General features: G+C 49.8%; 14 protein-coding genes. 5 read left to right on the forward strand and 9 right to left on the reverse strand.

The annotated features are described in order from the left end of the window. Nucleotides 1–618: 618 nt before the first annotated feature. From ACJHX3_RS00900 to rlmA, 3 genes are all read left to right on the forward strand, one after another. The gene (locus ACJHX3_RS00900; protein ID WP_001295496.1) at nt 619–762 is read left to right on the forward strand and encodes a DUF2627 domain-containing protein; all 144 of its coding nucleotides are present in this window, start codon (nt 619–621) and stop codon (nt 760–762) included. Between the two features lie 12 nt (nt 763–774). Beyond that, the gene (cspE, locus tag ACJHX3_RS00905; protein ID WP_001062678.1) at nt 775–984 is read left to right on the forward strand and encodes a transcription antiterminator/RNA stability regulator CspE; all 210 of its coding nucleotides are present in this window, start codon (nt 775–777) and stop codon (nt 982–984) included. 165 nt (nt 985–1,149) lie between these two features. Next, complete coding sequence (gene rlmA / locus ACJHX3_RS00910) at nt 1,150–1,959, forward strand: 23S rRNA (guanine(745)-N(1))-methyltransferase (RefSeq protein ID WP_000010122.1); 810 nt, start codon at nt 1,150–1,152, stop codon at nt 1,957–1,959. Here the strand turns inward: rlmA and mntP are convergent. The 5 genes from mntP to manX all read right to left on the reverse strand — a co-directional run bounded on the left by mntP (nt 1,956) and on the right by manX (nt 6,162). Then, the gene (gene mntP, locus ACJHX3_RS00915; RefSeq protein WP_001296134.1) at nt 1,956–2,522 is read right to left on the reverse strand and encodes a manganese efflux pump MntP; all 567 of its coding nucleotides are present in this window, start codon (nt 2,520–2,522) and stop codon (nt 1,956–1,958) included. The genes rlmA and mntP overlap by 4 nt on opposite strands. A gap of 428 nt (nt 2,523–2,950) precedes the next feature. Next, entirely contained in the window at nt 2,951–3,409 is a 459-nt protein-coding gene (locus ACJHX3_RS00920; RefSeq protein WP_094321986.1) for a DUF986 family protein, read from the reverse strand. A 54-nt stretch (nt 3,410–3,463) separates the two neighbouring features. Beyond that, the gene (gene manZ / locus ACJHX3_RS00925; protein WP_000228655.1) at nt 3,464–4,315 is read right to left on the reverse strand and encodes a PTS mannose transporter subunit IID; all 852 of its coding nucleotides are present in this window, start codon (nt 4,313–4,315) and stop codon (nt 3,464–3,466) included. A gap of 12 nt (nt 4,316–4,327) precedes the next feature. Continuing rightward, nucleotides 4,328–5,128 (reverse strand): PTS mannose transporter subunit IIC, encoded by an 801-nt coding sequence (manY, locus tag ACJHX3_RS00930; RefSeq protein ID WP_000406926.1) that lies wholly within the window; start codon nt 5,126–5,128, stop codon nt 4,328–4,330. Between the two features lie 62 nt (nt 5,129–5,190). Further along, entirely contained in the window at nt 5,191–6,162 is a 972-nt protein-coding gene (gene manX, locus ACJHX3_RS00935) for a PTS mannose transporter subunit IIAB (RefSeq protein ID WP_094321987.1), read from the reverse strand. Between the two features lie 316 nt (nt 6,163–6,478). On the opposite strand from manX, the gene ACJHX3_RS00940 reads away from it, so the two are divergent. Both ACJHX3_RS00940 and yoaE read left to right on the forward strand, forming a co-directional pair. Beyond that, nucleotides 6,479–6,637 carry a protein YoaL gene (locus ACJHX3_RS00940; RefSeq protein ID WP_001327808.1) on the forward strand — a complete coding sequence of 53 codons (159 nt, stop codon included), beginning with the start codon at nt 6,479–6,481 and terminating at the stop codon, nt 6,635–6,637. Then, nucleotides 6,625–8,181: a CNNM family cation transport protein YoaE gene (yoaE, locus tag ACJHX3_RS00945; RefSeq protein ID WP_000394983.1), complete on the forward strand. Its 1,557-nt coding sequence runs from the start codon at nt 6,625–6,627 to the stop codon at nt 8,179–8,181. Before ACJHX3_RS00940 ends, yoaE begins: the two co-directional genes overlap by 13 nt. Nucleotides 8,182–8,184: 3 nt before the next feature. Here the strand turns inward: yoaE and ACJHX3_RS00950 are convergent, their stop codons facing one another. The 4 genes from ACJHX3_RS00950 to pabB form a co-directional block, all read right to left on the reverse strand. Beyond that, complete coding sequence (locus ACJHX3_RS00950) at nt 8,185–9,783, reverse strand: EAL domain-containing protein (RefSeq protein ID WP_024044301.1); 1,599 nt, start codon at nt 9,781–9,783, stop codon at nt 8,185–8,187. A 130-nt stretch (nt 9,784–9,913) separates the two neighbouring features. Beyond that, a complete protein-coding gene (gene sdaA / locus ACJHX3_RS00955; RefSeq protein ID WP_024044302.1) occupies nt 9,914–11,278 on the reverse strand; it encodes an L-serine ammonia-lyase in 1,365 nt (454 codons plus the stop codon). A gap of 183 nt (nt 11,279–11,461) precedes the next feature. After that, nucleotides 11,462–12,040: a CoA pyrophosphatase gene (locus ACJHX3_RS00960; RefSeq protein ID WP_000456725.1), complete on the reverse strand. Its 579-nt coding sequence runs from the start codon at nt 12,038–12,040 to the stop codon at nt 11,462–11,464. 3 nt (nt 12,041–12,043) lie between these two features. Then, nucleotides 12,044–13,405 carry an aminodeoxychorismate synthase component 1 gene (gene pabB, locus ACJHX3_RS00965; RefSeq protein WP_001590219.1) on the reverse strand — a complete coding sequence of 454 codons (1,362 nt, stop codon included), beginning with the start codon at nt 13,403–13,405 and terminating at the stop codon, nt 12,044–12,046. Nucleotides 13,406–13,414: the final 9 nt, after the last annotated feature.

Raw genomic sequence — 13,414 nt, forward strand, 5'->3', positions numbered from 1 at the left:
CTGATTATACGCACTGTCATGGTGCAACTGCTTCAAATTAAAACTCTGGTCTGACTTCAAATAATTATCATATTATTTATTTGCGTAACGGGATATCAGAAAAAGATATTTAGCCCATTAATTTATTAGGATGTTTACATCGGATTTGTGATTAAGCGTGGTATTATTTATTAGCGAAACGTTTCTCTCTTGATTTTTTTGCGCATTCATCAATTTTTCTTATTTTAAATTTACAATACCATTGGGGATTGACTTCTCTTTGGGGTAATTGGTGGCCGTTAACTGACTGTTTTATGAGAAAAAGTGATATAACTTTTTATTCATTGCATAGCAGAAAATGTGATATTGCACGCACTATGTAATAACTTCTCCCACTGGCCTGGAACAACTGAACTTATTGAACTATGTTAGAAAATACGTCAGTTTAAGTATCTGCCTGAACTGGCAAGGTTAAGCACAATGATATATCGGCGCGTATTCCGTTGCATAAGTGTGCAAAAAAAGTGGAAGACGTATCGAGATTTGTGCGTCTGATCGAGACATGTTTAAAAATGGCTTGCCATAATTAACGTTGTATGTGATAACAGATTTCGGGTTAAACGAGGTACAGTTCTGTTTATGTGTGGCATTTTCAGTAAAGAAGTCCTGAGTAAACACGTTGACGTTGAATACCGCTTCTCTGCCGAGCCTTATATTGGTGCCTCATGCAGTAATGTGTCAGTTTTATCTATGTTATGCCTGCGGGCGAAGAAAACAATCTAAGGAATTTTTCAAATGGCAAAGATTAAAGGTCAGGTTAAGTGGTTCAACGAGTCTAAAGGTTTTGGCTTCATTACTCCGGCTGATGGCAGCAAAGACGTGTTCGTACACTTCTCTGCTATCCAGGGTAATGGTTTCAAAACTCTGGCTGAAGGTCAGAACGTTGAGTTCGAAATTCAGGACGGTCAGAAAGGTCCGGCAGCTGTTAACGTAACAGCTATCTGATCGAATCCACTGATCTGAAGTGTGAATACGCTTCAATCTCGCTATAAAGCCTCGTCGAATGCGAGGCTTTTTACTTTGCTTTATCTTCGCTCCAGTCGTTCGGATATTTGCCCGCCGCGTGATTCGCGTTACACTTGCGGCCTTTAGTATCCTGCCGGAGTTGTCATGTCGTTTTCCTGTCCACTTTGCCATCAGCCTCTTTCGCGTGAAAAAAACAGCTATATCTGTCCCCAGCGACATCAGTTTGATATGGCGAAAGAAGGGTATGTCAATCTGCTGCCCGTTCAGCATAAACGGTCTCGTGATCCGGGCGACAGCGCGGAAATGATGCAAGCACGCCGCGCATTCTTAGATGCCGGACATTATCAGCCGCTGCGTGATGCAATTGTCGCTCAACTGCGGGAACGGCTTGATGAAAAGGCCACAGCGGTGCTGGATATTGGCTGTGGTGAAGGGTATTACACACACGCATTTGCCGATGCGCTGCCCGAAATCACCACGTTTGGCCTGGATGTCTCGAAGGTAGCGATAAAAGCGGCGGCGAAACGCTATCCGCAGGTCACTTTTTGTGTTGCTTCCAGCCACCGTTTGCCGTTTTCCGATACCAGTATGGACGCCATAATACGTATTTACGCGCCGTGTAAAGCAGAAGAATTAGCGCGAGTAGTGAAGCCTGGCGGTTGGGTCATTACTGCCACGCCGGGACCGCGACATTTGATGGAGCTGAAGGGGCTGATTTACAATGAAGTACATCTTCATGCACCACATGCAGAACAACTGGAAGGTTTTACATTACAGCAGAGTGATGAGTTGTGTTATCCGATGCGTCTTCGCGGTGATGAAGCCGTCGCATTATTGCAGATGACGCCGTTTGCCTGGCGTGCGAAGCCAGAAGTCTGGCAAACACTGGCAGCAAAAGAAGTGTTCGACTGCCAGACGGACTTTAATATTCACCTCTGGCAGCGTTCTTATTAACCGTGGAAGTGCGTCCAGAGGATCTGGACGCCGATGCCGATCAGCACCAGCCCGCCGAGAATTTCCGCTTTTTTCCCAATAATTGAGCCGATAAAGCGACCAACCATCATCCCTAATGTCGACATAATCAAGGTTGCACAACCAATGGCCAATGCGGTCGCGATAATGTTGACCTGAAGGAAAGCAAGACCAACACCCACAGCCATGGCATCCAGGCTGGTGGCAATCGCGGTGGTTACCAGTAGCCAGAAACCGTGCCGACGGCGCGGTTCTTCATCTTCATCATCTGCGCCACGAAAACCCTCAATAATCATTCGCCCGCCGAGGAATATCAGCAGCACAAACGCAATCCAGTGGTTCCATTCAAGGACAAACCGGCTGGCTAACATGCCCATTCCCCAGCCGATCAGCGGCGTCAGGGTTTCGACGGCACCAAAAATAAGGCCGGTTCGCAACGCTTCAGAAAATTTCGGTTTATGGAGGGTGGCACCTTTACCGATTGATGCAGCAAATGCATCCATCGACATACCAAACGCAAGAAGAACAGTAGCAGTGATATTCATGACAACGTCCTGACCGGGGTATCCATAAAACACATCATCGCCCCCAGCAAACATGCATACATGAACGACAAACCGCGATGGTTTTCGCGTTCATGCAGGCATAGCGATTGATGTGCATATGGTCTCGCCTGACTGAAAGTGTTCAGTCCGTACGTGCCACGTTTTGCAACGAGTATGTTGACACGTACATTTCCGGAATCTGGAAATCGGCTACTCCCCAAATGAGGGCGCAACCTTAACATATTTTGAGAATATAAAACAACTGTTGGAATATATTATTTCATTGCTTTATTGATAACGATTTTCATTTAGATTTATATATCAATGAAACGTTAAAATAAATAACAAATAAGGGAAGAGGTAATATAGCCTTAGCTATGTCTGATTATTAAAAATACACTAAACATAGCTTTGGCTAAATTCATAACTTATTGAGTTGAAACGAGAAGCTTATAAATTTTTTCCAGATTGTCGATATTTCGAACGCGGATTAACAGCCGACGCTGTTCTAATTGCATCACCAACACGCCATCTTCCGACAAGTTCATCGCTTTGATTCGGCTATATTCAATCCAGACATTGGCGAAGAAAAAACCTTTTTGTTTAAAGATGATCTTCGGAACGCGGATCCAGAATATATAAAAACCCATCAGAGCCAGTGCACTTAATAACCATGTTGTTATTAGCGCGCCATGATTCGTGACGTTGTTATAGATAAGAATGACAATCAATCCGACGAAGATAACGCTATCGATGCGACCACGCCGGAGCAAAGGAATTGCCAGCAGGGTGGGGCCGTTACGGCGGGGCATGATGAACTGATCGTAGATCGCGAAGGCCAGGAGTGCGGCGATGAAAAGAATCAGTACCAGGTCCGTGATTGTCATTAATCCTCCAGATAAAAAAACGGGGCCAAAAGGCCCCGGTAGTGTACAACAGTCTTACAGTCCCAGCAGGCCGCAAGCGTAACCAGCGATACCGATGACGAAGAAGCCAACGATGATCCACAGCGGGTTAACTTTTTTGCGCAGTAGCCACATACAAGCAAAGGTCAGCAGCAGTGGTACCAGGCCTGGCATTAACTGGTCCAGAATAGTCTGGACAGTGGTAACGTGTTCTTTGCCCGTCTGGTCAGTAATGCGAGAGACAACCAGCGGGATGTTGACATGCGTCCACTTGTTAACTAATGCCCCCATGACAAACAGGCCGAGGATAGACGCCCCTTCCGTCAGTTTTTGCAGGAAGCCACCACCCATATCTTTAACGATATCGATACCTTTGGAGTAACCATACGCTACGCCGTAGTAACGGGTTGCCAGACGCACCAGGTTAAACAAGATGAAGAACAGCAGCGGACCTAACAGGCTGCCGCTCATTGCGATACCGGCACCCAGCGCTGCAAATACCGGACGTACGGTTCCCCAGAAGATCGGGTCGCCTACACCAGCCAGCGGCCCCATCAAACCGACTTTGATACCGTTGATAGCACCGTCATCGATCTCTGCGCCATTAGCACGCTGTTCTTCCAGCGCCAGGGTTACGCCGAGAATCGGCGCAGCCACGAACGGCTGGGTGTTAAAGAACTCCAGGTGACGGCGAATAGCTTGTTTACGAGCTTCGTTGTTCTCAGGGTAGAGGCGACGAATTGCCGGTACCATAGAGAAGCAGAAACCCAGTGCCTGCATACGTTCGAAGTTCCATGAACCCTGGAAGAGGTTAGAACGCAGGAAGACGCCACGAATATCACTTTGAGTGAGTTTTTTCTCGGTGGTAGTTTGAGTTGTATCAACCATTTCGCTCACCTGTTAGTCCAGTTCGTTATCGAGATCGTTGTTACCAGCTGCCTGAGCAGGCGCACCGGCTACGCGGTTGTATTTCGGGCTAAGTTGGATGTAGAGCACTGCCATAACAGTACCAATCACACCCAGAGCAACCAGGTTAAAGTTGGTGAATGCTGCGGTTACGAAGCCGAGGTAGAAGAACGGCATCAGGTAGCCAGCACGCATCATGTTGATAACCATCGCATAACCAACCACCACGATCATGCCACCGGCGATATTCAGACCATTGGTCACCACTTCCGGAATCGCGTTCAGCATGTTCTGTACTTCGCTGGTACCAACAGACAGCGCAACGATGACGGCCGGAATAGCCACACGCATTGCTTGCAGGAACAGAGAAGAAACGTGGATCCAGGAAATCGCTGTCAGGTTGCCGTTATCAGCAGCCTTATCCGCAGCGTGCTGGAAAGCAACGGTAATAGTACGAACGATGATGGTCAGTACCTGGCCCGCAGCGGCCAGAGGGATTGCCAGTGCGATACCTGCACCAATGCTCTGATGACCTGCGATAACCAGAATAGTAGAAATGATGGAAGCCAGAGCGGCGTCAGGCGCAACTGCAGCACCGATGTTCATCCAGCCCAGCGCGATCATTTCCAGCGTACCACCGATAATAATACCGGTTTTCATATCGCCAAGAACGATACCCACCAGGGTACACGCGATTAGCGGACGGTGAAACTGAAATTCATCGAGGATTGATCCCATACCTGCGATACAGGCTACGATAAATACCAGCACAATTTGAAGAGTGGTAATCTCCATTGTACTTCTCCTGTTTACGTAAGACTTAAGTGTGAAAACTGAGTGATAATCAACACAATACGTTACTTATCGATTTTGCTGATCAGATCCATCATTTTCAGTTTCGGATCGGTGGAAACCTTACGGACTTCCAGCTCAATACCGCGCGCATTCAGTTTCTTGAACGCCTCGATATCTTTTTCATCAACCGAAACCGCGTTATTCACCTGGGTTTTACCCTGACGGAATGCCATACCACCGACGTTAACAGAGGTGATTTTCACGCCGCCTTCAACGAGACGCTCTACATCTGTTGGGTTGGTAAATAACAGCATTACGCGTTCGCCAGCATATTTCGGGTTGTTGTAGACGCGAATCATTTTGGCAACATCAACTACGTGTGCTGTTACGCCCGGAGGTGCAACCTGGGTGAGCAGTGTCTTACGAACGGTATCCGCAGCCACTTCATCACTAACAACAATAATACGGGAGACATTGGTTTCTTTGGTCCAGCGGGTGGCGACCTGACCGTGAATCAGACGGTCGTCGATACGCGCAAGGCCAATAACCATGTAGTCGTTTGGTTCCATTGGTTTTGCCGGAGTTGGAGTCGCTTTTGGTGCTGCGGCAGCGGGTGCTGGCGCGGCTTTTTCAACCGGTTTGGCTTTCAGTGCTTTCACGCCTTCACGGCCTGTTTCTACTGCCAGCGCCACCAGTTCATCAAAGCTTGGGTCATCATCACGGGCCATTAACGTTTCCACGAGCATTGGAATGTTAACGCCTGCAATGACTTCATAATGCTCTTTGTCGACGACAATGCGGCTGGCAGCATTGAACGGGCTGCCTCCCCATGTATCAACGAGAAACAGCACGCCTTTAGTGGTGTCGAGTTTTGCCAACTGAGCGTTGTACTTTTCAATCAGCGTTTCGGCATTTTCACCTGGAACGAAATCGATCCAGCCGACGTTTTCCTGCTCGCCTAACAGCATTTCTGCGGTTTTAAGCAACTGCTCTGCAGCCCAACCATGTGTGCCTATAACAATAGCAATGGTCACTTGCTACCTCCTTTATTATCGTTAACACCTCAACGTGCCAGATGTATTTTTGAATCGTCGTCCACAATCGAATCGATTCAGATAAGGGCTACAACCAAAAACCCCTGCGTTTCGCGATTTATTTTAGATATCGAAAAAATTATTTTATGTGATGAAGATCCGTAATTTAACTTTCGATTAGCAGAAATTTCGAAAGGTAAAATATCCTTGTCACATTCGTTTGCAAAGGAAGGTAAATCTTTGCCAAATCAGAGGCGTCTCTGATATGTTTAACTCCCGTTTAACAACCATGGAGTATAGGGCAGTAGCCCGCAGTATGGATCGTCACCGACGTCATTTCAGCATCAGGCCTTTTAACGCCTGTCTTTCTGGCACTCTATGCCGCACCTTTCGTTTGCATTTTGTCGTTACGCCTGCATTATTTCTGGCGTCGAATAGCTATTCCTTAAGCAGGAGCTTGTCATGGAATTCTTAATGGACCCCTCAATTTGGGCGGGGCTACTCACGCTTGTTGTTCTCGAAATTGTGCTGGGTATCGATAACCTGGTCTTCATCGCCATTCTTGCTGACAAACTGCCGCCAAAACAACGCGATAAAGCGCGTTTGCTGGGATTATCACTGGCGCTGATTATGCGTCTGGGGCTGCTGTCGCTGATTTCATGGATGGTCACGCTGACCAAACCGCTATTTACCGTTATGGATTTTTCCTTCTCCGGACGCGACCTGATTATGTTGTTCGGGGGGATATTCTTGCTGTTCAAAGCAACAACCGAACTGCATGAACGGCTGGAAAACCGCGATCATGATTCCGGCCACGGTAAAGGCTACGCCAGTTTCTGGGTGGTCGTCACACAGATCGTCATCCTTGACGCCGTCTTCTCGTTGGATGCGGTAATTACGGCAGTAGGGATGGTTAACCATCTGCCGGTGATGATGGCGGCGGTAGTGATTGCGATGGCGGTTATGCTGCTGGCATCGAAACCGCTGACGCGATTTGTTAACCAGCATCCAACGGTGGTGGTGCTCTGTCTGAGCTTCCTGTTAATGATAGGTCTGAGTCTGGTGGCAGAAGGTTTCGGTTTCCACATTCCAAAAGGTTACCTGTATGCCGCGATTGGCTTCTCGATCATCATCGAAGTGTTTAACCAAATTGCGCGTCGCAACTTTATTCGTCACCAGTCGACTTTGCCGCTGCGAGCGCGTACTGCCGATGCCATCCTGCGTTTGATGGGCGGGAAACGTCAGGCCAATGTTCAGCACGATGCCGATAACCCGATGCCGATGCCGATCCCGGAAGGTGCGTTTGCCGAAGAAGAACGTTACATGATTAACGGCGTATTGACGCTGGCGTCGCGTTCTCTGCGCGGGATCATGACGCCGCGCGGTGAAATAAGCTGGGTTGACGCTAATCTCGGGGTCGATGAAATCCGTGAGCAGCTGCTCTCCTCACCGCACAGTCTGTTCCCGGTATGTCGCGGTGAACTGGATGAAATCATCGGTATCGTACGTGCTAAAGAACTGCTGGTGGCGCTCGAAGAAGGCGTTGATGTGGCGGCGATAGCTTCGGCGTCTCCGGCAATTATCGTTCCGGAAACCCTTGACCCGATCAACCTGCTGGGCGTGCTGCGTCGTGCTCGCGGGAGCTTTGTTATCGTGACCAACGAGTTTGGTGTGGTACAAGGCTTGGTCACGCCGCTGGATGTGCTGGAAGCCATTGCGGGTGAATTCCCGGACGCAGACGAAACGCCGGAAATCATTACCGATGGTGACGGCTGGCTGGTAAAAGGCGGTACAGATTTGCATGCCTTGCAGCAGGCGCTTGATGTTGAGCATCTTGCCGATGACGATGATATCGCGACGGTCGCGGGCCTCGTGATCTCGGCAAATGGTCACATTCCCCGTGTGGGCGATGTGATTGATGTAGGTCCACTGCATATCACCATCATTGAAGCCAATGATTATCGAGTTGATCTGGTTCGCATTGTTAAAGAGCAACCGGCGCACGATGAAGATGAGTAAGCGTTAACGTAACGGCATAACGGGCGTAATATGTCCATTATGCCGGGCGGGCGGCGGTTGGCTGCCCGCCAGCCATTTGGGAAAATCACGTAGCGGCATCGGCTGTGCGTACAAATACCCTTGCAAAATATGCACGCCATGACGGCGCAAATACTTCGCCTGTTCTTGTGTTTCCACACCCTCCGCCACCAGTTCAATATTCAGTCTTTGCCCCAGTGCGATGATGATATCGGTCACCGTCGAGTTAACCGCGTCAGAACCTATAGCTGCGGTAAATGACTTATCAATTTTCAGCACGTCAGGACGTAATGTTTCAAGCCAGGAAAATGAACTGTTGCCGGTGCCGAAGTCATCAATCGCCAGTTTGACGTTTTTACGATGCAGCTCGCGGGCAATCCGATAATCAACATCCAGTAAGGCATCGCGTTCGGTGATTTCGAGGATCAGTTGCTGAATCGGGTGAGCGCTAAACCAGTACTGATTGAGATCTTTTATCAGCACACCACGGCGAAAATGGCTGGGTGCGACGTTAATGCCAACATGAAACTGACTACTCATAGGGAAAACATGCCGCTGACGGATGGTTTCTGCCATCACATAGCGGGTCAGTGGCACAATTAAATGATGTTCTTCCGCGATAGGTATAAACACATCCGGTGAAATCCAGCCCTGACGTGGATTGTTCCAGCGCAGCAAAATCTCTACGCCAATACATTGCTGGCTGCGCGCATTAAGCAAAGGCTGGCAGAACAATTCGAACTCATGTTGCGCCAGGCCCAGATTGATTTCGCGGGAAAAGCTCATTCGGTAAGCGGTCGCCAGCCAGGCGATGTAGCCCACCAGTAAACTTAGCAGCACCGCCAGCGGTAATTGTGTTGGAAGATAGTGCCATGCCAGCGCCGTAGCCCCCGGACCATTAACGTTAATGGTAAAAGGAAAGCGTTGCGAAGAAACCTGATAGTTTTCATTGTCTTCAGGTTGCGGAAGGGTATCTACCAGCCCATTACCATAGAGCAAATGCCGATTGTCCACCGTCAGGCTGGCGCTACTGATTTGCGGCAGTTGTGGCTCAAGCAGCATTGCCGCCAGTAAGTCGATGTTAATCATCTCCATGACCCCAGCATTGCTACTGCCCGCTGCAGGCGTCCATTGAATCAAAACCGGACTGCCTTTAATCAGGGCACGGTCGATCGTCAGGCGTAAAAGTGGTTGCGGTGCAGGAAGTTCAGCCAGAATGTCCACGACGGGCACATTGCGATAACCAAAAATGCTGGAGCAATAAAGTGTGCCGTCTTGCACCAGGCCAATGGATCGCACAGTTTGGAGTTTTGCCGCCTGTTTACGTAATGGCAAATGGGCGACAGAGCAGGGCAGACCAATCAGCGGAAGCAAGACTTCGCTACCTGCCTGTAGGGGAAGCAGTACTTTATCTAATTCCTCTACAGCGTGATTGGCGAATTGTACTACCCGTTGTTGATTTAAGTTACGCTGTGAAATAAATCGCACGCTCAGGGTCGAAGCGAGCGTAACGAGTGCGCAAATCGTACAAACAATCATTCGATTACGGCGATAGGTTTTAATGATCCGTTGTGCTTTTTGCATGCGGGCCACCCTGTAAGCGTATGGCGACAAACGCCTGACGCAACAGTGGAAGTGTAGTGGGGAATATTACAGCAGACGAGAAAGCGGGGATAAATTCGCCCATCCGTTGCAGATGGGCGAGTAAGAAGTATTAGTCACACTGGACTTTGATTGCCAGACCACCGCGTGAGGTTTCGCGGTATTTGGCGTTCATGTCCTTACCGGTTTCGTACATCGTTTCGATGACCTTATCCAGCGAGACGCGCGGTGCACTGGTGCGGCGCAGAGCCATCCGTGCGGCGTTAATCGCCTTCACAGAGGCAATGGCATTACGCTCAATGCACGGCACCTGAACCTGCCCTGCAACCGGGTCGCAGGTTAAACCAAGGTTGTGTTCCATACCAATTTCCGCCGCCACGCAAACCTGTTCCGGGCTACCGCCCAGCAGTTCTGCAAGACCCGCAGCAGCCATTGAACAGGCAACACCCACTTCGCCCTGGCAACCAACTTCCGCACCGGAAATAGAGGCGTTCATTTTATACAATGCACCAATCGCGCCCGCTGCCATAAAGTAACGGGTATAGATGTCCGGGCTGACCGATTCAATAAAGTGGTCATAGTAAGCCAGCACTGCCGGAACGATACCGCAGGCACCGTTGGTTGGCGCAGTTACCACACGACCACCGGCGGCGTTTTCTTCGTTAACTGCCAGCGCAAACATGTTTACCCAGTCAATGACATTCATCGGATCGTTAGACAGTTTATCGCTGGAAACTAACATCCGGCGCAGGGCCGACGCACGACGCGGCACGCGCAGCGGGCCTGGCAGTACGCCTTCGGTGTTCATCCCGCGATCGATACATGCCTGCATGGTTTGCCAGACATGAGCGAAATACTCGTCGATCTCTTTCTTGCTGTGCAGCGCCAGTTCGTTCTGCATAGCGAGACCAGACAGCGAATAGCCGGTTTCATTACAGTACGCGAGCAGTTCGGTGGCAGATTTGAACGGATACGGCACGCTCACTTCGTTGGCGGCATCCTGACCAAAGTGTTCTTCATCGACGATAAAACCGCCGCCGATGGAATAATAAGTTTTGCTGTAGACGACTTCATCGCCGTTATAGGCGTGGATTTGCATACCGTTTTCATGCAGCGGCAGGTTGCCGTTATGAAAACGCATCCCGTTGTTGCGCGGGAAATCCACTTCATGCCGTCCCTGTGCCAGCAGCAGACGTTCGCGCTCTTCTACGTCGCGAATAAAACCGGGAATACTGTCGATATCCACGGTGGCAGGTTCGTTACCTGCAAGACCCATAATAATGGCGATATCGGTGTGGTGGCCTTTACCCGTCAGCGACAGTGAACCATAAACGTCCACGGCAACGCGAGTAACGCTATCCAGTAAGCCTTTTTCGACCAGATCATCGACGAACTGTTTACCTGCCTTCATAGGCCCTACGGTATGGGAAGATGAGGGACCAATCCCCACCTTAAACATGTCGAATAGACTAATCACGATAATACTCCTGACAAGGTGACTGGACTTCCAGTAACGAACTAATAACAGCGCATAGTGTAAGAGGGAACGCGGCGACTGGCTTAACTATTCACATGAATTAAACTAATCAAAAACCGCGATTTAACTAATATTGCGATGATTGTCTCAAGTAGTGTTTTGTAGATGTAAAGATAAGTATAGTCAGGGTTTCACACCAATTTGCAGCGCCAGCTCACGAATTATGCCTGCGGTCATTCCCCATACAAAATACTGTTCATACCAGGACAGCCATACCCGATGTGAATCGCCACGGCGGTAGATATCTAAAGGGTGATAACGACCCAGATGTAATGCCTGGGCGAGCGGCATTTCAAACACCGCCGAGACTTCATCTTCACTGGCGCGATACGGCAGATCGGGCGGGATAATGCCGACCACCGGGGTTACCTGGTAGCCAGTTACGCTATCGACGGGCGGCAGCACGCCGATAACTTCAACGGCGGAAGGCGGTATAGCGACCTCTTCTTCAGCTTCGCGCAGCGCGGCGGCGATAACTGATGCATCCGTGTCATCGACTGCGCCTCCAGGGAATGCCACTTGTCCAGCGTGTTTACGCAGATGAATTGAACGCTGAGTCAGCAACAACCCCGGTTGCGGTCGACGGACGATGGGGATTAACACGGCAGCCTGACGATGATTTAGGGTTTCCCGGTTAATTTGCGGGCGCAAAAGTTGAAAGCGTGATAAAAAATCATCAAGCGTCAGGCTACGGTATTCCACGTCTTACTTCTCCAGTTGGCGTAATATCTTATTAACTTTATCAAAAGTTTCCTGATATTCCGCTTCTTCCTGGCTATCGGCGACAATTCCACCGCCCGCAGAGCAGTATATTTGTCCGTTAATGGCAGTCAGAGTGCGGATAGTAATGCTGGTATCCATGTTGCCGCAAAAGCTCAAATAGCCAATGCTGCCGCACCAGGCATTGCGTCGCTGCGGTTCCAGTTCGTCGATAATTTCCATAGCCCGTACTTTCGGAGCCCCGGTTATTGAGCCACCAGGAAAAGCTGCGCGCAGCAGATCGCTGGTGTGTAACTGTTCTGGTAGCCGCGCCGTTATGGTGCTGACCAGATGATGCACGGCAGGGAAAGGTTCGACCACGAACAGCTCTGGTACTTTTACCGAACCGGCTACGGCAACGCGACCGATATCATTACGCATTAAATCGACAATCATCAGATTTTCAGCGCGATCTTTGGGGGAGTTCGCCAGTTTCTCTGCTTGTTTGCTATCTTCCTGAGGATCGGGCAGGCGTGGTAGCGTGCCTTTAATCGGGCGGGTCTGGATTTCACTATTATCACAAAGGATAAACCGCTCTGGCGAAAGGCTTAAAATCGCGCCCTGTTCAAGGCGTAAAAAAGCGCTAAACGGCGCGCGGTTGGCCTGATTAAGCTGAAGGAATGCCTGCCATTCATCGCCAGAATAGGCCGCTTGAAAACGCTGGGCGAGATTCACCTGATAGCAATCACCACTGTGCAGATATTCCTGTACCTGGCGAAATTTTTCGCCGTACTGCTCGCGGGTCATATTGGATTGCCAGTCGGAAGTGAGCGTGAAATCTTCCTGCGGCGAGAATTGCTGGCTTTCCAGCCAGGCCCGACGGGCATTGACATCATTATGACTCAGCAAAGAAACTGTTTGACGCTGGTGGTCAACAACCAGCGCCCAGTCGTAGATACCCACTGCCATATCCGGCAGAACGATATCTTGCTGCGCAATTTCTGGCAGTGACTCAAAACGGCGGCCCAGATCGTAGCCAAACAACCCCAGCGCGCCGCCCTGAAATGGCAAATCTTCGTTATGCGTTGGGCGAATGTCTGCGCGATCCAGCACCTGCTGGAGCACCTGTAGCGGGTCATCAGTGGTCGTTGTGCGTTTTTCGCTTTCACTAACAACGGTTTCTTTACCGAAAGTGGTTAAAGTGCAAATCGGCTCGGCGACCACAATATCAAAGCGGCTATAAGGATGATCGGCATAGCCGGAGTGTAAAAGCATCGCCCACGGCAGGTGGCTTAAGCGGGAGAAATAAAATTCAGCGGCGTCCTGACGCCAGGGTAAAGTAATCACAGCGGGAGATAACGTCTTCATCAGTCCTGA

The sequence above is a fragment of the Escherichia sp. WS1265 genome (assembly GCF_046487585.1).
In the GTDB taxonomy this organism is placed as follows: domain Bacteria; phylum Pseudomonadota; class Gammaproteobacteria; order Enterobacterales; family Enterobacteriaceae; genus Escherichia; species Escherichia coli.